Genomic DNA, 18,882 nt, shown 5'->3' with positions numbered 1-18,882 from the left:
AGGGGGTATGTCTGAGGTCGTCCTGATTGATGCTGGTACGGGGAATCTGCGCTCTGTAGCCAATGCCTTGCTTCGTTTGAACGTTTCCCTGCGGGTGACACACGAGCCATCTGATTTGAGAGGACAGCGAGCGGTCCTGCCCGGAGTAGGGGCGTTTTCTGCGTTCATGGATGGCTTGTCTCAACGCGGCTGGCTGGAGGTGCTGAACAAACATGTAGAACGTGGTTACCCTTTGCTGGGCATTTGTGTGGGCATGCAAGCCCTGTTTCAATGGAGCGAAGAAGGTGGTCAAATTGCCGGGTTGGGATTCCTGCCCGGGCGAGTAGTACGATTCCCTCAAGTACCAGGCATGAAAGTTCCTCATACCGGCTGGAATCAACTGCATTTTTGCCGTTCTTCTCCGCTCTTTCGAAACCTCGATGACGGCGAATACGTGTACTTTAACCATTCCTATTACTGCCTGCCGGAGTGGGGTGAAGACTGCATTGCTCAAACCGATTACGGTTTGACTTTTTGCAGCGCCGTTCAACGGGAATTTCTCCTGGGCGTTCAATTTCACCCGGAGAAAAGCCAGATGGTTGGAAGAAAAATTCTGGAGAATTTTTTGAACCTATGAACACATTTACAGTTTTCCCAGCCATTGATTTGCGCGCCGGGCAGGTGGTGCGCTTGCAGGAAGGCGATCCTTCCCGCCAGACCGTCTTCAGCCATGACCCTGCCGAAGTGGCTTACCGTTTTCTCAGTCAGGGGGCTCGCTGGCTTCATGTGGTCAATCTGGATGGCGCGTTTGGAGAGGAAAAATCTGCGGGCTTAAACCTGCGCGCCATTGAACAAATGCTGGAGATTACTCCGGAATTCTCGGCGTCCCTCCAGGTGGGCGGGGGAGTGCGCTCACTCAAAGCCGTGGCAGATTTGCTTGTTCGCGGGGTGCGCAGGTTGGTGGTGGGAACCATGGCTATCGAACATCCGGAATTGCTGAAACAAGCCGTTCAGAAATGGGGCGAAGAGCGTATCGCCGTGAGCCTGGATGTGCGCAATGGCATGGTGTACGTGCGCGGCTGGCAGGAAAGCGGTGGAATCTTGCTGGAAGATGCCGCGCGATTCATTCAATCTTGTGGTGTGCGCTGGGTGGTATTTACCGATATTTCCCGCGATGGCATGCAGACGGGGCTGGCGTTGGATGAAGCCAGCGCGCTGGCGGAAAAATTCGGCTTCCAGGTGATTGCCTCTGGCGGGGCGCGCAGTCTTGCAGAGGTACGTCAGGCGCGTGAGCAGGGACTGGCAGGCGTCATCCTTGGGCGGGCACTGTATGAAGGAAAAATTCTGCTGGAAGAGGCTTTGCGGGAGGAAGCATGTTAGCCAAACGCATCATCCCCTGTATGGATATTGCCAACGGACGTATTGTCAAGGGCGTCAATTTTGTCAATTTGCGCGATGCTGGCGATCCGGTGGAGCAGGCGCAGATTTACGATCAGGCGGGTGCAGATGAACTGGCGTTTTTGGACATCTCTGCCACGCAGGAAGGGAGGGAGACTGTCCTGGAGATGGTGCGCCGGGTAGCGGATGTGGTCTTTTTGCCGTTCACAGTAGGTGGGGGGATTCGCACGGTCGAAGATGTGCGCCGAATTCTTCTGGCGGGGGCCGATAAAGTGAGCATCAACTCTGCGGCGGTGCGCAATCCCGACCTGCTCAGTGAATGCGCCGAACGCTTTGGCAGTCAATGCGTTGTCCTGGCGGTGGATGCCCGGCGGGTGAACCCGCTGGAGGGCTCCCCCCGTTGGGAGGTGGTCATCCACGGCGGGCGTATACCTACTGGCAGGGATGTGCTGGAGTGGGTGGTGGAAGGGGTGCAACGCGGTGCGGGTGAAATCCTCCTGACCAGCATGGACGCCGATGGCACACTGCGGGGTTTTGACCTGGAACTCACCCGGGCGGTGGCAGAAGCCGTCTCCGTGCCGGTGATTGCTTCTGGTGGGGCAGGGGCGGTGGAGCATTTTGCGCAAGTGCTGACTGCGGGAAAAGCCGATGCCGCGCTGGCGGCTTCGCTCTTCCATGAGGGTAGATTGCGCATTCCCGACTTGAAGCAAGCCTTGTGGGAGCAGGGGATTCCCGTGCGGAGGGGGCCGGCATGAGAGAGATTCGTTTCGATGAACATGGCTTGATCCCGGCTATTGTACAGGATGCCCGCACCGGTCAGGTGTTGACCCTGGCATACATGAATCGCGAATCTTTGCAGAAAACGCTGGAATTGGGGGAAACGGTTTTCTGGTCGCGCAGTCGTCAGCAATTCTGGCACAAAGGTGAGACTTCCGGAAATACCCAGCGGGTGGTAAAGATCATGCTGGATTGCGATGGCGATGCTCTGCTGGTACAGGTCATCCCTGCTGGGCCTGCCTGTCATACCGGTGCAGTTTCATGCTTTTTTGAAGAATTGGAGGGAGAATGAACGTTCGGGAACTTTATGCCATTATTTGTGAGCGGCGAGATCACCCCCTGCCCGACTCTTATACGGCAAAGTTGCTCGCACAGGGCGAGGATGAAATTCTCAAGAAAATTGGGGAAGAAGCCGTGGAAGTGATTCTGGCGGGTAAAGCACAGGGCGATCAAAGATTGATTGAGGAAATTGCTGACTTGACCTATCACACGCTGGTCTTGCTGGCAAGCCGTGGGTTGACTCCGGAGCAAATTGCTGACGAACTGGAGAAACGTCACCGCAAACCGCGTGGGTGAAAACCGCATTGGACAAGAAAACACCCCACCGTGCCGTGTGCTGCGAAGTTTTGAACCTGCTTTCGCAGGTGGGAGCCGCCCCGGTGGCTCTGCCTTGGCCTAAGCCTATCGCATCGCGCCCGTGAGATTGGCTCCCTTTTTATAGGTGTTGGCTCAAAACCGGTTTTGCGGCATCACGAGCACAGCAGGGCTAATGTAAAGATACCACAATTTAACAGGTTTGGGTAGGTAAAGTTAAGAGAGTCAAGTTACTCCGAGCGAATCTCACCCCGCAGATGGGCTAATTGCAATTCCAGTTCTTCGCGACGTTTCTGCGCTGCCTCTTCAACTTCGCGCTTCATTTCCTCGACGTATTCGCGGGCTTCCTCGCGAAGTTGTCGCCCCGAGGTTGGGGCTAACAGCAAACCCAGCGCTGCCCCCATCACTGCGCCGGTCAAAAACCCTAAGAGAAGATTGACTGCACGGGACATACAAACCACCTCCTGTTTTTATTTTACCAGATGCAATCGTCGGAAGAGTAGCGGGGCAAAAACCGACACCCAACTACCAATCAGGGCGTAACGCAGATATCGAAGCATGTAACTGATGGCATTGGCATTGTCGGGAAAGAGTTTTCCCAACCCGTACCACAATATCATCACCCCGGCAATTCCCAGCAGATATCGCAGGATGCGTTGTTCCCGGCTGCCACCGGTAGGAAGTCCGTACCTGCGGTCGAGCCATACAGCACCCAGCCCAAACCCGAACAAAATGCCACCAAGCGTAAACCCGCCTTCAATGTTTCTTGGATCAATTGGGGTGTTGGGGGTTTGTTTTGCCGCCAGGCTTACCCATGCGGTTGGAATGTTCCAGTCTCCAAACAGAACATTGCTCAGGCTAAACCCGGCAATGATCAGCAGGGAAGCCAGGAAAATCACCATTCCAAGGTTGCGTATGGACTGTCGCTTTGCCCATTCGAGGATTCCCGGTTCAAGCCGAACGAACAGCCATACCAGCACCGCACCGATTGCCCACCCGACCAGCACATCCCCGGCAAAGTGCATGCCCAGGTAGATGCGCGAGATACCGATCAGCAGGATAATGGCAAGGCTCAACCAGCGGAACCAGCGCCACTGCACCTGTGTGGATGCCAGCCCCCATAATGCCGCCGCGTTTTGGGCGTGTCCAGAGGGCATGCCAAAAGACGTTTCGCTGGAAAGGGCTTTTACCTCTGCACTGACCCAGTATGGGCGCGGTGCATGGAACGCCAGTTTGGCTATTCCGTTCACCCAGTTGGTCAGCACCAGCATCCAACCCAGCCGGATTCCCAGTCTGGGTTCAATGCACCAGTACACTGCAGGCATCACCATGAGGAAAAATTCTTCGGTTCCAAGAAAAGAGAAAAACTGCATGATGGGTGCCAGCCACATGCCTAACGATTGAAAGAACAGGTTGATGGGAATTTGCAGATTTTCCATCCTGTGTCATTCCTTGTAGAGATTTCGCAAATGGTTGACGGAAGCGTTTACCGTATTGTACACTGAGATTATGAAAGACACGAAAGAACGCATGTGGGATTTCTCCGCGGGGTTATTGTTCTGGCTGGCGCTCTTCTTTGCCGCGGTTCGGGTACAAACCACGAATTGGACGGTCAACTTAGGACTGATTCAGGTTGAAGTGTTCCTTTCTGTTATCATCGGCTTAGCCTTGGGGGCAAGCCGTTTTTATCCACGTTTGGCTACCTTCATGGGGTTTCTGTATACGATGACCCTGCTCCCCTGGACTCTGGCAAGTCTTCTGCGCGGAGAAACCTGGCTCGAGCGCGTGCTGCTCATGGTTTCTCGATTGCAAAGTGCTGCCGAAGCCATTGCTCTGAATCAGCCGGTGCGCGATCCTTTCTTTTTCCTGGGATTAATGTGCCTCATCTTCTGGCTGGCAGGGATAATCGGCGGGTATCAACTGGCGCGTTATGGGCGTCCATGGTGGGGATTGGGCATGGCTGGAATCATGGTGCTGATTGTGGATTATTCCTTCGAAATGTATGCCGCGCCTGACACCGGCTCAGCCTTCAGTTTCCTGTATTTCCTGGTGGCGTTGATTTTGGCTGGGCGGGTATTTTATCTCAATGCTCATGCCGAATGGAAACAACGCGGGGAGATGGTAGAAGGAGAGGTGGGCTTTGATATCAGCCGGGGAGCGGCACTGGTAGCGTTGGTTCTGGTGTTGATGGGCTGGTACAGTCCGACGCTGGTCAACTCTTTCATCCCCGGCACCCGAGAGCAGCGCGAACTTTCTCAGCGCTTCAGCCGTTTCCGGGAGCGTATTTCCAACGCAGTGTTCTCGCTGAACAGTCCTGCGCCGGTATATGTGGAAAGTCTGGGTGAAACCCTGGCGTTGGGACAGGGCTCTGAGTTAAGTGACGATGAGGTTCTGCGCATCAAAACCGAGCGCGGCAGGCTGGCAGGTGGACGCTTTTACTGGGCAGGGCGCATTTACGACGCTTACCTGGACGGTCAATGGGTGACTACGGATGTCACTGCTCAGGGTTTTGGTGCCGGGTATGCTCTGGCGCAGTATGACTGGCAGGGGCGTACCGAGATAGGGGTAGACATTACCAATCGCATTTCCCTTTTGCGGACGCTGTACTTTCCTGGCGCGCCGATTTCCATTAACCGGGTGGTCACAGCCATGGTGGGGCCTGACGGTGCAGAGGGACCCGATATCACTGCCTTGATTCTCAGTCCACCCCTCGGCGCCGGGGAGTCATACTCCCTGCGGGTGTCTGTTCCGGTGCCCACGCAGTTGCAATTGCAAGCCTCAGCCAGCCTTCCCTATCCTGATTGGGTGGAGCAACGTTATCTGCAACTGCCACCCGATTTCTCACCGCGTATCCGCCAACTGGCAGAGCAGATTACCGCCGAAGCAAATACCCCCTTTGAAAAAGCGGATGCCATTACCCGCTGGTTGCGCACCAGTATAAACTATCAAACCATGATTCCTCCCATTCCTGAAGGCGAAGACCCTATGGAATGGTTTCTGTTTGAATATCGGGCGGGATTCTGCAACTACTATGCTACCGCCGAGGTGTTGATGTTGCGCGCCGTGGGAGTACCAGCGCGTATGGTGGTGGGCTATGCCGAGGGAACGTACCTGCGCGATGAAGAAGTCTTCTCGGTGATTGGCAAGGATTATCACGCCTGGCCTGAAGTGTATTTCCCCGGCATTGGCTGGGTGCCTTTTGAGCCAACCGCGTCTCAACCGGAGTTGCGTTTCTCACTGGGAGAAGGTGATTCCTCTGTGGGGGGAGTCATCATCCCGCCAACACCGGTTATCCCCAGTGGTGCCGGACCCGTTGGCGAGGTAGAGCCGCCTGCTCCCATTGAAGAACCGCCTACCCCGGCAGAGGCGGCGGGACGCGGGTTGAGCGTTTTGCTGGGTGTGTCGGCGGCAACGGCGCTTGTCTTTGGTTTGCGCCGCTGGAAGAAGACGGTGCTTAGAGAGACGCCCTTCCCAGTCTGGTTAGAACAGGTCATCGAAAAGCGCGGACTCCAGATTCCTGCGTGGCTTAAACACTGGTCACAGCGTGCCATTCGTACACCCATGGAGCGTTTGTTCGCCGTAGTTCCTGAATTGTTGTGGGTTTGGGGTGTTCCTCCTCGTATGGACCTCACCCCTGCAGAGCAGGTAGCAAACTTAAAACGGGTCTTGCCGGAACTGGCGGGGGAGGCTCAAACCCTTTTGGAAGAGTATCAGCGTGCCATGTACAGCCAGCGGGGATATAATATACCTCGGGCTCGTCAAGCCGCCGCAACGTTGCGGTTAAAAGGCTATCAACGCTGGATAGCGCGGCTGATGGGAATTCGGTGAAGCGGAGAGGTCCCCTTGATCAGTTCTCTGACAACATCCACACTGGTATCGCTGGATGCGCAGTTAGCCGCGCTGATTGCCTTGTTTAATGAGGTGCATTCCTATCTTTCTGTGCATCGTCCTGCTTTCATCCCCGATCGCGTCTATCAGGCGGTGGGGGAGATGGCAAAGGAACTCCCTGAATTGCGCAAGCAGGTCAATGCCCTGGAAGGGGAATGGCGCAATCTGCGCGCTCTGGCGCAGGTGGGGCAGGTAGTAAATTCTTCGCTGGAACTGGATCAGGTTTTGCAGGTGGTGATGGATACGATCATTCGCCTGACCGGCGCAGAGCGAGGGTTCCTGATGATGCGCAATGCACGTTCGGGAGAACTGGAAGTCCTCATCGGGCGAAATTGGGAGCGTGAAAATCTTTCCAGGTCTGAGTTTGCCGTAAGCCGTACCATTATCAATCGGGTGGTCAAAGAAGGACAGCCGATTATCACCACCGATGCGCAGGAAGATCCCCGTTTTCATACCCAGGACAGTGTGGTTGCCCATAATTTACGCGCCATTCTCTGCGTGCCGCTTTGGGTGAAACAGGAACTGGTTGGCGTGATTTATGCCGACAACCGGGTGCGCAGTGGGGTGTTTACCCGCCGCCATCTTGAATTGCTTACCGGCTTTGCCAATCAAGCCGCTGTAGCCATCGAAAACGCCCGTTTATTTGCTTCGGTGCGCCAGACCTTGAAACAGGTGACTGAATTGAAAACACTGATGGACAACGTGCTGGCGTCCATTCCCAGCGGAGTGATTACCGTTGACCCTGATAAACGCATTTTGCTCTGCAACCGCGCCGCCGCCGAAATCCTGCGTCAGCCTATCTCCGCGCTGGTGGGGACGAATCTCTCTGCCATCCTGCCTGCGCTGGATGAGCACATGAATCAGGTTCTGCGCTTCGGGCATACGGTGATGGGGTTGGAGATGTCTCCCGACTTGAAAGAAAAAGGGCGGGTTGCCTTGCGCTTCAACCTGTCTCCTCTGCGCAATGAACAGAGGATCTTACAGGGTGTTGCCATTGTGGTGGAAGACCTTACTGAACAGCGTCGTCTCGAAGCCCAGCAACGTTTGTTTGAGCGCATGGTTTCCCCGGCAATCATCGAACAAATCGATACGGAAGAAATCAAACCTGGCGGGCAAAAACGGGAAATCACTACCCTGTTTGCCGACATTCGTGGCTTTACCAGTTATGGGGAAATGGTTTCGCCTGAAGAACTGGTTCAGGTGCTGAACCGTTACCTGGGACTGGCAGCGGAAATTATCCTTGCTGAAGGCGGGACGGTAGATAAATTCCTCGGCGATGCCGTCATGGCATGGTTTAATGCTCCCGTTCCTCAACCCGATCATACTCTGCGGGCAGTGCGGGCAGGGCTGCGACTGAAAGAAGCGGTAGAACGGCTCAATCAAGAAATACCCGTCGCGGCAAAACTTTCTTTTGGGGTGGGCATTCATACTGGCGAAGCCATTTTGGGACTTATTGGCACCGAAAAGCGCATGGATTACACCGCCATTGGCGATTGTGTCAATACCGCCCGCCGTATTCAGGAAAATGCCAGTGCCGGGCAGGTGCTTATCAGCCGCAGTGCTTATCAACGCATCGCCGATGCCGTAGAGGTCAGCGGTGTGTTCCCCATCCAGGCTTACGGCAAGCGCGAGCCGGTTGTGGTGGTAGAAGTGTTGAAACTGAAGTCGTGAGGGAAAGAATTTGAAAATTGATTTACATGTTCATTGCAGTGAGCGTTCCTCGTGCGCGGTGAGCAATGCCGAGAGCCAGATTCGCGCCGCCATTGAACACGGGCTGGATGCCATCGCCTTTACCGACCATTTTCGCCTGGTGCCTTCAGGTGAACTGGCTGCGTTTAACGAGCAATTTGCTCCATTTCGTGTTTACAGTGGAATTGAGATTACCGCGGATAAAGAGGACTGGCTCGTCTTTGGGGTTCAGGACCCCAGAATTGAACGCCGTTTGTGGACGTACCCGGATTTGTGGCACTTTGTGCGTGACCGCGGTGGGGTGATCATCCTGGCGCACCCCTTCCGCTGGGAACCGCTTATCCATGTGGATTTGGAAAAATATCCTCCCGATGGCGTGGAGTTCCGTTCGCACAACACTCCAGTGGAACGCCAGGAGGACATCATCCGCCTGGCTTGTCAGTATGGCTTGGGATTGTTTCAAAATTCCGACTCCCATCATGTACGCATGATGGGGCAGTACTATAACGAACTCCCCGGTTACCCGGATGGAGAGACCGCGCTTCTGGAAAGCCTGCGTGCCCTTAAGACCTTGACCCCCTGCGCTGAAAAACAACGGAGATGAGGGAGGTCCTCATCTCCGTCAAACTTAGAAGCGCAACGCCCAGATCAACCACAGGATAATCATGATCACCCCCATACCGGCGCGAATCAGCACTGCGCCGCCGCATCCTACTGCCATGCCGGTGGTGGTATCCAGCGCTTTGCGCCAGTCTCGCTGGCGGTAATACTCCAGCCCGAACAGCCCCAGCAGGGCAGCAATGACCCCGCCAAAGGGGGGCAAAAGGACACTGCCCACAATGCCCAGCACCAGGGCTACCAGGATAGTTGTCCACGGCGCGCCTTTCTGGCGGGCACTGGCACCCATGATGAAGTTGTCAATGACACTTCCGACCAGCATCAGCACAGTCATGGCGGCAAAGAAAACCCATCCTGCGGAGGAAAAGCCCTCAACGATGCCGAAAACCAGCGCAGCAACCCAGATAATTACCAGTCCGGGCAGGATAGGGATGATCAGCCCCAGTAACCCAAAGAGCATCACCGAGAGGATGATGGCATAAAACGAGTAGCGTAGCAGTTCCGTAAATTCCATAAGATTTATTCCGGGCGAATGACATCGACTCCACCCATCCATGGGCGGAGCACTTCCGGTACGACGATGGAGCCGTCGGCTTGCTGGTAGTTCTCCATCACTGCGATCAGGGTGCGTGGCAAGCCCAATCCCGAGCCGTTCAGGGTGTGCAGAAGACGCGGCTTTCCGCCGTCTTCCGGGCGGTATTTGATGCCCGCGCGGCGTGCCTGGAAGTCGGTATCGTTGGACACCGAAGAGACTTCCAGCCATTCGCCGCATCCAGGCGCCCAGACTTCCAGATCGTAGGTGATGGCTGCGCCAAAGCCCAGATCACCGGTGCATAACTGCACCACGCGGTAAGCCAGTCCCAGTTCAGCGCAGGTTTGCTCGGCATCTGCCAGCATTTTTTGCAATTCCTTCATCGAGTCTTCGGGTTTGCTGTAGATGTACATCTCCACTTTGTCAAATTGATGCCCGCGTTTGATGCCGCGCACATCGCGCCCGGCGCTCATCTTTTCGCGTCGGAAGCAGGGGGTGTAAGCCGTGTAGCGCAGGGGCAGTTGCTTTTCGTCCAGCACTTCACCCATGTGCAATCCCGTCAGGGGGACTTCAGCAGTAGGCACCATCCACAAGTCTTCTTCAATGTCGTGGTAGAGGTTGTCGCGGAATTTGGGCAGTTGTCCGGAAGCATACAGGGTATCGCCTTTGACCATGAAGGGCAGGTAGGCTTCGCGGTACCCCTGGCGGATGTGCAGATCGAGCATCCAGGCGATGAGCGCACGCTGCAGGCGCGCGCCGGCGCCGCTCAAGACGTAGAAGCGTGAACCGGTGATTTTTACCCCGCGTTCGAAGTCCAGAATGCCCAATTTGGGACCCAATTCCCAATGGGGCAAGGGGGTAAAATCGAACGTTTTGGGCGTACCGACAGTCTTGATGACCTGATTCTGGTGTTCGCTTTCTCCTACAGGAATTTCAGGCAGGGGAAGATTGGGAATCTGCGCCAGTGTGCTTTCCAGTTCCTCTTCAATTTTGCGCACGGCTTCATCCAGTGCGGTGATTTCATCGCCCACCTGGCGCATGGCTTCAATTTTTGCCTGTCGTTCTGCGGGGTCTTTAGTTTTGCCAATTTCTTTGGAAACAGCATTGCGTTCGGCTTTCAGGGCTTCCACGCGCGTCAGGTTAGCGCGCCGTTGCTGATCCAGTTCGATGACGCGGTCCACCACGCTGTCGTCCATTTGCCGGTGACGCAGGGCTTCGCGAACAACATCGGGGGTTTCTCGAAACAGGTTGATATCCAACATCAGCACCTCCACTCAAATTTGATGGTCGTAAATCAAACGCCCCCATCGCGATGCAGGACGAGGGGGGCGCTCGTGGTGCCACCTGCTTTTGCTGGAGAAAATCCAGCCTCTTTGTGCCGATAACGGGATGCGCCGGTCTTCTTACAGCCGTTCAGGCTCCTGCGAAGACAATCTGCCGCCAGAACTCCTGGCGACTGCCGGGGTGGAGAGTGTTTCCCTGCCTGCCGCATCGCACCTTCCGCGGCTCTCTGAGAAGTGGGCTTAACACGCTGTTCCTGGGCGGATCTTTGTATTGATTATATCACGACTGAAGGGGCTGATTTATAATTGCCTGCATGCTTGAAGTGCGGGAAATTTATAAACAATACGAAGGCAAACCGCTCCTTCAGGGGGTCAGTTTTACCCTTTCAGAAGGGGAAACGCTGGCACTGCTGGGACCTTCCGGCAGTGGGAAAAGCACGCTTCTGCGCATCATTGCCGGGCTGGAAGAATCTGAAAGCGGACAAATTCTCTGGAATGGGGAAGACCTGAGCGGTATCCCTGCTCACCGCCGTGAGTTTGGGCTGATGTTTCAGGATTATGCTTTATTTCCTCATTTGAATGTGTTTGAGAATGTCGCCTTTGGTTTGCGTATGGCGGGGTTACCGCGCGAAGAGATTCATCGGCGCACAGCCGAAGCCTTAAGCCTGGTGAATATGGAAGCCTTCAGCCGGCGCCGCGTGACCGATTTATCCGGCGGTGAACAACAGCGGGTAGCCCTGGCGCGCGCGTTGGCGCCGCGTCCGCGCCTGCTGATGCTGGATGAGCCTTTAGGGGCTCTGGATCGCACCTTACGCGAGGAATTGCTGGAAGATTTGCGCCATCTGTTGCATACCACCCGTATTCCTGCAATTTACGTCACCCATGACCAGGAAGAAGCCTTTGCCCTGGCAGACCGGCTGATTTTGCTTCATGAGGGCAAAATTGAGCAGGAAGGAACTCCGCAGGATGTGTACAGTCAGCCGGTGTCGTTGTGGGCGGCGCGTTTCCTCGGGCAGTCCAATGTACTGCCGGGGCGTGTGATTCAGTCAGATCCCTTGCTGGTGGAAACCCCTGAAGGCAGGCTGGGTGGTGTTTCTGCAGATGGACGTTTCCTGTCGCCGGGAGAGGCGGTGGCCGTGCTTTTGCAATGGGTGGGCGTGGAACTGCTGGCTCCAGACGATTCCAGAGCGCTTTTTTCGGCAGTGGTGGAAGATGTGACCTTTCGTGGGGATAGTTTTCGGGTGGAGTTGCTTACCCGGCACCACAGACGGTTGCTGTTCCATATAAGCCACTCGGTGCGTGTGGGTGAGCGAGTTGGGGTAACGCTTGAGCCGCAAGCCGTTCGGGTGTATCCAGAGAGTGAGGAGCAATGAGACAGGTGATTGTGCGAAAGTTAGAGCCTTCCGGCATGGAAAAATGGCGTTATCCCGCCGTGGTTTTAGAGGAAACAGAAGATGCAATTCTGGTCGAAGCTTACTTTGACCGTCCGGTGTGGAGGCTGAAGGACATCCTCTTGAACCCCGGTGACCGCTTTGTAGAGATTTACTTTCGTTACCGATGGTACAACATTTTCCAGATTCATGACGGCAAAAGTGAGGCCATCAAAGGGTGGTATTGCAATGTTTGTCTTCCGCCGGAAATCGTGGATGGCGAAATTCGTTACGTAGATCTGGCGCTGGATTTACTGGTCTACCCGAATGGGAGGCAACAGGTACTCGATGAAGACGAGTTTGCCGAATTGAACCTTTCTGAAGAGGTAAAAAAACAAGCCTCTCAGGCGCTGGAAGATCTCAAACAACTGGTTGACCCTCGCCGTGGCTTTCGCATAGAAAAACAGAGCAGGGGAAATCCCTCTGCTCTGTAAGTGGATGAAATTCACGCCTAAACGAGTCTGATGAACAGGAGGAGATTGGAAACTACCCCCTGTTCTTCCAGCATCCGGTACAGCCCCCAACCAATTAATCCTGTGGCGACACAGCAACAACACAGCACCACCAGTACTATCAGCACGATGACCCACCAGGCAAGCCCCTTCTTCTGGGGTGAAGGGGTGGGAATTGTGGAAGGTGCCTGTGTGGGCGGGGGTTCTGGGGGGGCAAAAGGCGCCTCGGGGGCTTTGGCTTCTTCAGGCGATGGCGCTGTGTAAGGCTCCGGGCTGGCATCCAGAGGTGGGGGTGTGAAGAGTTCAGGGGTTTCGGTTTCCCCGGTTTCAGGCTGAGAAGGCGGTTCTTCCGGCGTCAGAGCGTCAAGCGGTTTGGGTTCGTCGCTCATAGAGATCTCCTTCAGGTTCTGGTTTTTGGCACAGATGAGGTAGAGCGGATTTTGCGCAGCCACATCCACAGGATGGTGGTTGTTACCAATATTAGTATACATGCAATGAGCACAGGGACAACCACTGAGAGGATGGAGAGAATGGTGGAAATTACGTCCTCTGCCATGCTGACGGGAACGTTTGCCGTCCCGCCGCTCACGGCTGTTACTGCCGGGCGCAGTACCAGCGACTTGGCGGCGTGCACCCCTCCGGCAACCAGAATCCCGGCTGAGATAGCAAGCACAGGGTGAATTTCTTTTACCACGCTGGTGGAGGCGGCAAAGACAATGGCGCCGGCTGCCGGTCGGATGAAAGTTTGGATGGCGTCGTTGATATGGTTGACTGCGGGGATTTTATCGGCAAAGAACTCGATGACGGACAGCACGACCAGCAATCCAATCACCCACCAGGAAGTGAGAGCATCCCATGGCTCGTTCAGACGAATCCAGGGAGTGAATTTTGCCAGCAGGGCAACAATCAGCAAGGGGATATAGGCGTTCAATCCCGCGCTGGCAGAAAGCCCGAAAGCCGAAAAAATTTCCATCCGTCAACCTCTTATTCTGGAAACATGTACAACATGATTATACCTTTATTCCAGGGCAAGAAAGTCAAGGATGGAAAGTCTCTAAAAGAAAGGTGGTAGTTTCCACTGCGGCGAGAGCGAGGGCCTGACGCTTTGTTTTTCCAGTTCATGGAGAGGCGTTGCCAGCAATTGGCGAGCCACTTCGGCAATGCGCTCGGCAGATTTTCCTCCGTTTTGCAGGGGCAGCAGTTTCCTGAGGGTTTCTGTGTCCAGGTCGGAAATCACGGGTTTCCCCAGGGCTACAGCGGTAAAGATGGCAGACGTGTTTTGTGCAATCAACATGTCGCAATTGGCAATCATGTGATGCACATTCCCCTCCACATAAATTGGAGCGTCTGGAAAGAATTGGCGGATTTCGCGTGTGGCAGTGGGGATATTTTCGTTAGGATGCAGTTTAAAGATGACGGGTTTACCGTTGGTATGTGATTTGACCTTAAGTAAAAAGTTGAGACGATTGTGGTAGCGCATGGTCTCACGGGTAGCCGAGGTTGCTACCAGCACGTAGCCGCGCAGAGGAAAATCATTCTTGAGATAAGAAACCGCATTGTCAAAATTGGGAATGCCCGTGACCACAATTTTGGCAGGGTTGACCCCCTTGCGAATGAATACCTCACGGTAGCCGTTTGAAGCCACACAAAACCGGTGATATGCGTCAGAAAGTCCGGTAGCGGCGGTGTTGGCGAAGAAACGGGGCAACCTCAGCGCCCGGGTGAGGTGATACCGCCATCCTTCTGGCTCCAGCATGCCTTCCTGTACCAGAAGGATGCGTTTCCCACGAAGATTGCGCTGGATGATCAGGTCTGTTCCGGTGATAACCAAATCGTAATGTCGAGACTTGCCTCCAAAATCTACCGGCAGTTGATGGGTTTTGAGGTAGTTCTCGGTATCCCGGCGGTGGCGTCCTCCCAGAATGGTGAAGTTGGTTACTCCCAATTTGCTGAGCAACCCCAGAAATCCATCTGCGTAGAAGGGTGTGTAATATACATGGCACTCTTCCAGTTGCCGTCCAATCTGGTGCATGATGGTTGTCTGGTTGAGGGAGCCACAGATCAAAAGTACATTCGGTTTCATGGCACATCCCTGGAGAAGAATGATTTTATTGAGAGGTCATCACGCGGGATAAGCGTTCAAATCGCAGAGGTGCCTGTGGATGGGGATTGTGGGTCACCCAGCCTATTTTCCGTAAGAAGAAGTGGGGTAGATAGTCGCGCATTACATTCAAGCCGCTCAATCCATTGCCTTTGAATACCGCAGTGCTTCGCGTCTCCAGAGCATGACGCAGTTCCTGAGCGGTGTTTCCAGGAAAGTGGGTGGCGCCCTGTCCAATCATTCGCAGGATGTGGGCATCGCTGTTGCCCACCATTGCCAGTGGGAGGCTTTGGGCTTGTTTTTCCACCATGGGGTTCTGGCGGGTGTAAACCAGCCCGCCATTGAAAGCCTCCACCCCTACCAGAATGCGGCGCACATCAGGATCCTGAAGTGCCTCCTGGATGGTCTTGAAGTCAAGGCTTGACGTCCCGGGGGCGGTGGGATGTGCGGCAATACAAATTCCGCCCTGTTCGCCCACGCGCAGGACGGTCTCTTTCAGCGAAAGGTGAGGCGGAATGGGTTTTTCAATAAACAATGCCAGTACATGGCCATCCCGGGTGGAAACCTCACACCCCGGAATGACTTCAAGATGATACGCCGATGCTCGATCCAGGGCTTCTAAAGCCCCACGAATGGAGTCATGATCGGTGATGGCAATAACGTCTAAAAGGGTTTGTGTTTTTACGTGTTTGAGAACGGCAGGGACGGAACAGGTCCCGTCGTAACTGTAGATGGTATGGATGTGTAAATCGGCTAATCCCATAATCCTTATCCTGATTTTGAGAAGTTTTCTGCCATCAATGTACCCTCTTTTGTTTAACCGGTTTTTAATGGCAGGATAAGGTTTGATGTGTGCGGGATTAAGAACCTGCAAAATCTCAGGCTTATGGAATAGATGTTAAGGGCGAAATTACGGGGAAAGGTGGGGCACTCTTCAGACGAATGAGGTTGCGAGCAATGGCTTGAATGGCAGCCCAGGGGGATTCATGAAGAAGTTGCAGTTCCTGGAGGGAGAAAACCGGGCTGAACACGACCTGAGGGGTTAGGGGAGGAATGCGTTTGAACTGCATTTGAGCCCAGAGTTGCAGAACTTCGGCTGTAATGCGCGCTTTGTAAGTATCTTTTTGAAGTTTTGTGAAAGGATGCTTCATAGCGTTTGGGGTGATTAAGTTGGACACCATTGCTACCTGGACTTGTGTGGAGGGTGCTCGGGAAAGAATGGCTTCAATGCTGGAAGACCACTCGTTAATGGCTTGCAAGGCTTTGTCTGCTTCTCTGGCGGGGTCTGGTTCCAGCCGCCCCGCCGGAAACAGAAATAACACCCCCCCGGACTGTAAGTGCCGAATGGCCTGGCGTACCACACTGGCTTTTGCCAGACGGTCCACGCGACTGGAAAAAATCAGGTAAGTAGAAAAGGCAGGCAAAGCCCGGAAAAAAGGGCGGTCGCTGGCTACCAGTTTAATGTCATCTCTGGGAACTCTGGAAAGTACCAGCAGAGCGTCGATAGTTCCGGGGTGATTGGCTAACAAAAGCAATGGGCCTTGGAGAGGAAGGTCTTCTCCCCCTTTGAAGACCGGTAAGGGGATCATTTGTGGCAGAAAACGTCGTGCGGCTTCGTGGAGGCCTACCCGATGAACATCTTCGTCAAAGGCTCGGGCAAGCCGGGCAATCTCCCGAACCGGTGGCGTAAGCCATCGAGTCAGCGCGGCAGAAAGGAGCGGAGATTTCGAAAAGCGGATTGCCTCAAGGACATCAGTTATCAATAGATGTTCCAGGGAAGGCTGTGGGCTTTGCAAAAAGAGAGAAGCGGCATGTTTGCTGTTCATTTTCACGATCCTGTCCCAGACAATACTTGCTGTTTAACAGGATAGCGAAGAATGGCAGGATGGTGGAGAACAACAGGTAATCGAAAGGTTAAGAGGCGTTAATCGGGGTTACGGGAGGGGAAATCCGTCCCAAGTTCCGGTAAGCCAGAAGCGCCCGGCATCCATCAATGAGATTTGCAGTAGAGCCGTCAGGAAACCCAGCCACAGAAATATCCAGAGTTCCTTCCACTCGCTGAAGCGGTTTTCGCTTTGTGCCAGGAGAATCCAGAGTAAGGCATAGGCGATGCTCAACAAACCCAGTACGCTGATGCCACTTAAGACTGCCAGCGGATAAAGCAGCAAAGGGATTTCGCTCAGGATGGCTGCGTCCATGGCCAATGCCAGTCCCAGCAGTGTTCCTCCCTCACGAATACTCGTAAGCGCCGGTTGAGGCAAACTGTCTTTCCACACGGTTTGATGGAAGGTTGGCGCCAGCACACTGCCTACTGCCAGACCCAGCAAGGTACCGCTAACCAAACGCAGGGGGTTGTTCGGGGAATACAGGGAAGAGAGTCCCGGTAAGGCGCTGAGAAAAGAATTGGCTCCGTCCAGAGCAAAGAACAATGCAAACCCGGCAAAAACCATCATCATCCAGCGGGGAGGAAAAAGCGCACGCTTGCCCTTCCGCAGAATATATACCAGGCTCAGCCCGCTCCCGAGAAAAGTCCCGGAACAGCGCGCGCAGACCGGGGTGGGGCGGTCCTCCAGCCAGAAGGAGCGCGCCGGCGCGCGGTGGCATACGGCATAACCCACCGCATCCATCTTGCCCAGCAACCCGGGCGGGGTTTTGACCAGCCAGGTCAGCAGAAGCGCGGCGGTAGCAGTAATGATTGCGATTTTCCAGCGCAGGGAGAACTGCATGGCATGGATTATAACAGAGGGAAAACGTATTCATGTTTCGGAACTTTATTAGCAAAAATCTCGTTTAAGGGGTATGATAAAGCCCAGTTTACCCCTGAGGTTTGAATATGGAATGGAGAAAAAAATACCCCCTCGTTGGATTATTGCTGCTCGTGTTCTTGTTAAGTTCCTGTGCCCGGGCGACCCCCTCTGTCTTTTCCCCTACAGCAACCTTGGTGCCTGTGGCGACTTTAACACCTTCTCCCCTTCCGCCTACCGCTACTCTGGCGCCCAGCAGTACGCCTGAGCCAACGGCAACCTCGCTTCCCGATTATCCCCTGGAAGGTTATGGACCCAGCGGATTCCCTGCCGATGTCAATCCCCTGACCGGCTTGCGCGTTGCCGATCCCAACCTGTTGAATCGGCGTCCGGTGGTGATTAAGGTGGAAAATTTGCCCCGTGAGCATCGCCCGCAGTACGGCTTAAGCCTTGCCGATCTGGTGTATGAATATTACACCGAACAGGGCACAACCCGCTTTGCGGCAATTTTTTACGGGCAGGATGCTGAAAAAGTTGGTCCTATTCGCTCCGGGCGCTTTTTCGATGTAAATGTGGTGCAGATGTACCGGGCGGTGTTTATCTTTGGCAGTGCCTATTCGGCGGTTTTTGAACGTTTTGCCAACTCCGATTTTGCCCCACGCATGGTGCTGGAAAACCCCCAATCCTGCCCGGCGTTGTGCCGCTTTGAGCCTCAGGGACGCAATTTCCTGATGGCAAACACCCGTGAATTGGGCGCTTATCTCAAAACCCGCAATGTGGACAACTCCCGCCAGCCGCTGGAGGGTATGTACTTTAACCTGCAAGCCCCGGCGGGCGGAGAAACCGGAGAACAGGTTTATGTGCGTTACTCGGGAGCCATTTACAATCGCTGGGATTATGATCCTGCGACCGGGCGTTACCTGCGTTTTGTGGACGCCAAGGACGATGTTAACCGCAACAATCCGCAGTATGTGCAGTTGACCGATGCCCTGACCAGTCAGCCCATTGCCGCCGATACCGTCGTGACCTTATGTGTTCCGCACGAATATTTCTTTAAATCCACCGAAATCGAAGTGCTGGATATGAAGATGGACGCCTCAGCGGGTTCGTATCGGGGGTGCGATGGGCAAATCTATTCCGGCGGTACCGGCGCTGCCTATGTTGCCCGCGATGGCAAAATCTACAAAGCCCAGTGGAGCCGCCCAAAACAGGATGCACCGTTGACCCTGCTGGATGAACAGGGGAAGCCTTTCCCCTTTAAGCCGGGACAGACCTGGTTTGAAGTGATTGGCGCGTCTTCCAAAGTGGAAAAAACCGATAATGGTTATCGTTTCACCTTCGCCATTGCGCCATAAGTCCGTCCCATAAAAACAGCATCCCCCTGGGAGATGTTCCTC

Annotated in this window: 21 protein-coding genes and 1 other RNA gene; 11 read left to right on the top strand and 11 right to left on the bottom strand. The window is 54.5% G+C overall.

Features of this window, described 5'->3' with window-relative positions:
- Positions 1 to 7 precede the first annotated feature (7 nt).
- From hisH to hisE, 5 genes are read left to right on the top strand one after another with little or no spacing between them, the layout of a single operon-like run.
- Entirely contained in the window at positions 8 to 616 is a 609-nt protein-coding gene (gene hisH, locus ANT_RS11840) for an imidazole glycerol phosphate synthase subunit HisH (RefSeq protein WP_013560764.1), read from the top strand.
- The gene (gene hisA, locus ANT_RS11835; protein WP_013560763.1) at positions 613 to 1,359 is read left to right on the top strand and encodes a 1-(5-phosphoribosyl)-5-[(5-phosphoribosylamino)methylideneamino]imidazole-4-carboxamide isomerase; all 747 of its coding nucleotides are present in this window, start codon (positions 613 to 615) and stop codon (positions 1,357 to 1,359) included. Before hisH ends, hisA begins: the two co-directional genes overlap by 4 nt.
- Positions 1,353 to 2,132 carry an imidazole glycerol phosphate synthase subunit HisF gene (gene hisF / locus ANT_RS11830; RefSeq protein WP_013560762.1) on the top strand — a complete coding sequence of 260 codons (780 nt, stop codon included), beginning with the start codon at positions 1,353 to 1,355 and terminating at the stop codon, positions 2,130 to 2,132. The genes hisA and hisF overlap by 7 nt, the downstream gene beginning before the upstream one ends.
- Positions 2,129 to 2,446 carry a phosphoribosyl-AMP cyclohydrolase gene (gene hisI / locus ANT_RS18155; protein ID WP_013560761.1) on the top strand — a complete coding sequence of 106 codons (318 nt, stop codon included), beginning with the start codon at positions 2,129 to 2,131 and terminating at the stop codon, positions 2,444 to 2,446. The genes hisF and hisI overlap by 4 nt, the downstream gene beginning before the upstream one ends.
- Positions 2,443 to 2,730 carry a phosphoribosyl-ATP diphosphatase gene (hisE, locus tag ANT_RS18150; protein ID WP_013560760.1) on the top strand — a complete coding sequence of 96 codons (288 nt, stop codon included), beginning with the start codon at positions 2,443 to 2,445 and terminating at the stop codon, positions 2,728 to 2,730. The genes hisI and hisE overlap by 4 nt, the downstream gene beginning before the upstream one ends.
- An 18-nt stretch (positions 2,731 to 2,748) precedes the next feature.
- Here the strand turns inward: hisE and ssrS are convergent.
- The 3 genes from ssrS to ANT_RS11810 form a co-directional block, all read right to left on the bottom strand.
- A non-coding RNA gene (gene ssrS, locus ANT_RS16850) (6S RNA) lies at positions 2,749 to 2,924 on the bottom strand.
- 54 nt (positions 2,925 to 2,978) lie between these two features.
- The gene (locus ANT_RS11815) at positions 2,979 to 3,200 is read right to left on the bottom strand and encodes a YtxH domain-containing protein (protein ID WP_013560759.1); all 222 of its coding nucleotides are present in this window, start codon (positions 3,198 to 3,200) and stop codon (positions 2,979 to 2,981) included.
- A gap of 18 nt (positions 3,201 to 3,218) precedes the next feature.
- Complete coding sequence (locus ANT_RS11810) at positions 3,219 to 4,187, bottom strand: phosphatase PAP2 family protein (RefSeq protein WP_013560758.1); 969 nt, start codon at positions 4,185 to 4,187, stop codon at positions 3,219 to 3,221.
- 70 nt (positions 4,188 to 4,257) lie between these two features.
- Here ANT_RS11810 and ANT_RS11805 point away from each other — a divergent pair, with 70 nt between their 5' ends.
- Genes ANT_RS11805 through ANT_RS11795 form a run of 3 tightly spaced genes read left to right on the top strand, consistent with a single transcriptional unit; the run spans position 4,258 to position 8,929 of the window.
- Positions 4,258 to 6,576, top strand: a complete 2,319-nt coding sequence (locus ANT_RS11805; RefSeq protein WP_013560757.1) for a DUF4129 domain-containing transglutaminase family protein — start codon at positions 4,258 to 4,260, stop codon at positions 6,574 to 6,576.
- A gap of 15 nt (positions 6,577 to 6,591) precedes the next feature.
- Entirely contained in the window at positions 6,592 to 8,307 is a 1,716-nt protein-coding gene (locus tag ANT_RS11800) for a GAF domain-containing protein (protein WP_013560756.1), read from the top strand.
- A gap of 10 nt (positions 8,308 to 8,317) precedes the next feature.
- Positions 8,318 to 8,929, top strand: coding sequence for a PHP domain-containing protein (locus ANT_RS11795; RefSeq protein ID WP_041455016.1), 612 nt, complete (start codon positions 8,318 to 8,320; stop codon positions 8,927 to 8,929).
- A gap of 24 nt (positions 8,930 to 8,953) precedes the next feature.
- On the opposite strand, the gene ANT_RS11790 is transcribed toward ANT_RS11795, so the two are convergent.
- Positions 8,954 to 9,457, bottom strand: a complete 504-nt coding sequence (locus ANT_RS11790) for a DUF456 domain-containing protein (protein WP_013560754.1) — start codon at positions 9,455 to 9,457, stop codon at positions 8,954 to 8,956.
- A gap of 5 nt (positions 9,458 to 9,462) precedes the next feature.
- Positions 9,463 to 10,737, bottom strand: coding sequence for a serine--tRNA ligase (gene serS, locus ANT_RS11785; RefSeq protein ID WP_013560753.1), 1,275 nt, complete (start codon positions 10,735 to 10,737; stop codon positions 9,463 to 9,465).
- A gap of 335 nt (positions 10,738 to 11,072) precedes the next feature.
- Here serS and ANT_RS11780 point away from each other — a divergent pair, with 335 nt between their 5' ends.
- A complete protein-coding gene (locus ANT_RS11780) occupies positions 11,073 to 12,131 on the top strand; it encodes an ABC transporter ATP-binding protein (protein ID WP_013560751.1) in 1,059 nt (352 codons plus the stop codon).
- Positions 12,128 to 12,622, top strand: a complete 495-nt coding sequence (locus ANT_RS16565; protein ID WP_013560750.1) for a ribonuclease FAU-1 family protein — start codon at positions 12,128 to 12,130, stop codon at positions 12,620 to 12,622. The genes ANT_RS11780 and ANT_RS16565 overlap by 4 nt, the downstream gene beginning before the upstream one ends.
- 17 nt (positions 12,623 to 12,639) lie before the next feature.
- Here the strand turns inward: ANT_RS16565 and ANT_RS11770 are convergent, their stop codons facing one another.
- The 6 genes from ANT_RS11770 to ANT_RS11745 form a co-directional block, all read right to left on the bottom strand.
- On the bottom strand, positions 12,640 to 13,029 hold the full coding sequence (locus tag ANT_RS11770) for a hypothetical protein (RefSeq protein WP_013560749.1): 390 nt from the start codon (positions 13,027 to 13,029) through the stop codon (positions 12,640 to 12,642).
- A gap of 11 nt (positions 13,030 to 13,040) precedes the next feature.
- Positions 13,041 to 13,613 carry a DUF4126 domain-containing protein gene (locus tag ANT_RS11765; protein ID WP_013560748.1) on the bottom strand — a complete coding sequence of 191 codons (573 nt, stop codon included), beginning with the start codon at positions 13,611 to 13,613 and terminating at the stop codon, positions 13,041 to 13,043.
- Positions 13,614 to 13,694: 81 nt separating this feature from the next.
- A complete protein-coding gene (locus tag ANT_RS11760; RefSeq protein ID WP_013560747.1) occupies positions 13,695 to 14,723 on the bottom strand; it encodes a glycosyltransferase family protein in 1,029 nt (342 codons plus the stop codon).
- A gap of 25 nt (positions 14,724 to 14,748) precedes the next feature.
- A complete protein-coding gene (locus tag ANT_RS11755) occupies positions 14,749 to 15,504 on the bottom strand; it encodes a PHP domain-containing protein (RefSeq protein ID WP_013560746.1) in 756 nt (251 codons plus the stop codon).
- Positions 15,505 to 15,625: 121 nt separating this feature from the next.
- Complete coding sequence (locus tag ANT_RS16560) at positions 15,626 to 16,567, bottom strand: 1-acyl-sn-glycerol-3-phosphate acyltransferase (protein ID WP_049784901.1); 942 nt, start codon at positions 16,565 to 16,567, stop codon at positions 15,626 to 15,628.
- A gap of 108 nt (positions 16,568 to 16,675) precedes the next feature.
- Positions 16,676 to 17,467 carry a DUF2085 domain-containing protein gene (locus ANT_RS11745; protein ID WP_013560744.1) on the bottom strand — a complete coding sequence of 264 codons (792 nt, stop codon included), beginning with the start codon at positions 17,465 to 17,467 and terminating at the stop codon, positions 16,676 to 16,678.
- A gap of 221 nt (positions 17,468 to 17,688) precedes the next feature.
- Between ANT_RS11745 and ANT_RS11740 the strand changes: the two genes are divergently transcribed.
- Positions 17,689 to 18,840: a DUF3048 domain-containing protein gene (locus ANT_RS11740; RefSeq protein ID WP_172634623.1), complete on the top strand. Its 1,152-nt coding sequence runs from the start codon at positions 17,689 to 17,691 to the stop codon at positions 18,838 to 18,840.
- The last annotated feature ends 42 nt before the right edge of the window (positions 18,841 to 18,882 follow it).

Source organism: Anaerolinea thermophila UNI-1 (genome assembly GCF_000199675.1).
Classification (GTDB): domain Bacteria; phylum Chloroflexota; class Anaerolineae; order Anaerolineales; family Anaerolineaceae; genus Anaerolinea; species Anaerolinea thermophila.
Note: the sequence above shows the minus strand (reverse complement) of the source record. Positions and strands in the feature narration are given on the sequence as shown.

Coding starts and splice junctions, on each gene's coding strand:
- ANT_RS11770 (WP_013560749.1), bottom strand. CDS start 13,029: ATGAGCGACGAACCCAAACCGCTTGACGCTCTGACGCCGGAAGAACCG.
- ANT_RS11815 (WP_013560759.1), bottom strand. CDS start 3,200: ATGTCCCGTGCAGTCAATCTTCTCTTAGGGTTTTTGACCGGCGCAGTG.
- hisH (WP_013560764.1), top strand. CDS start 8: ATGTCTGAGGTCGTCCTGATTGATGCTGGTACGGGGAATCTGCGCTCT.
- ANT_RS11760 (WP_013560747.1), bottom strand. CDS start 14,723: ATGAAACCGAATGTACTTTTGATCTGTGGCTCCCTCAACCAGACAACC.
- ANT_RS11765 (WP_013560748.1), bottom strand. CDS start 13,613: ATGGAAATTTTTTCGGCTTTCGGGCTTTCTGCCAGCGCGGGATTGAAC.
- hisA (WP_013560763.1), top strand. CDS start 613: ATGAACACATTTACAGTTTTCCCAGCCATTGATTTGCGCGCCGGGCAG.
- ANT_RS11805 (WP_013560757.1), top strand. CDS start 4,258: ATGAAAGACACGAAAGAACGCATGTGGGATTTCTCCGCGGGGTTATTG.
- ANT_RS11780 (WP_013560751.1), top strand. CDS start 11,073: ATGCTTGAAGTGCGGGAAATTTATAAACAATACGAAGGCAAACCGCTC.
- ANT_RS11790 (WP_013560754.1), bottom strand. CDS start 9,457: ATGGAATTTACGGAACTGCTACGCTACTCGTTTTATGCCATCATCCTC.
- ANT_RS16565 (WP_013560750.1), top strand. CDS start 12,128: ATGAGACAGGTGATTGTGCGAAAGTTAGAGCCTTCCGGCATGGAAAAA.
- ANT_RS11755 (WP_013560746.1), bottom strand. CDS start 15,504: ATGGGATTAGCCGATTTACACATCCATACCATCTACAGTTACGACGGG.
- ANT_RS11745 (WP_013560744.1), bottom strand. CDS start 17,467: ATGCAGTTCTCCCTGCGCTGGAAAATCGCAATCATTACTGCTACCGCC.
- hisI (WP_013560761.1), top strand. CDS start 2,129: ATGAGAGAGATTCGTTTCGATGAACATGGCTTGATCCCGGCTATTGTA.
- ANT_RS11810 (WP_013560758.1), bottom strand. CDS start 4,187: ATGGAAAATCTGCAAATTCCCATCAACCTGTTCTTTCAATCGTTAGGC.
- ANT_RS16560 (WP_049784901.1), bottom strand. CDS start 16,567: ATGAACAGCAAACATGCCGCTTCTCTCTTTTTGCAAAGCCCACAGCCT.
- hisF (WP_013560762.1), top strand. CDS start 1,353: ATGTTAGCCAAACGCATCATCCCCTGTATGGATATTGCCAACGGACGT.
- hisE (WP_013560760.1), top strand. CDS start 2,443: ATGAACGTTCGGGAACTTTATGCCATTATTTGTGAGCGGCGAGATCAC.
- serS (WP_013560753.1), bottom strand. CDS start 10,737: ATGTTGGATATCAACCTGTTTCGAGAAACCCCCGATGTTGTTCGCGAA.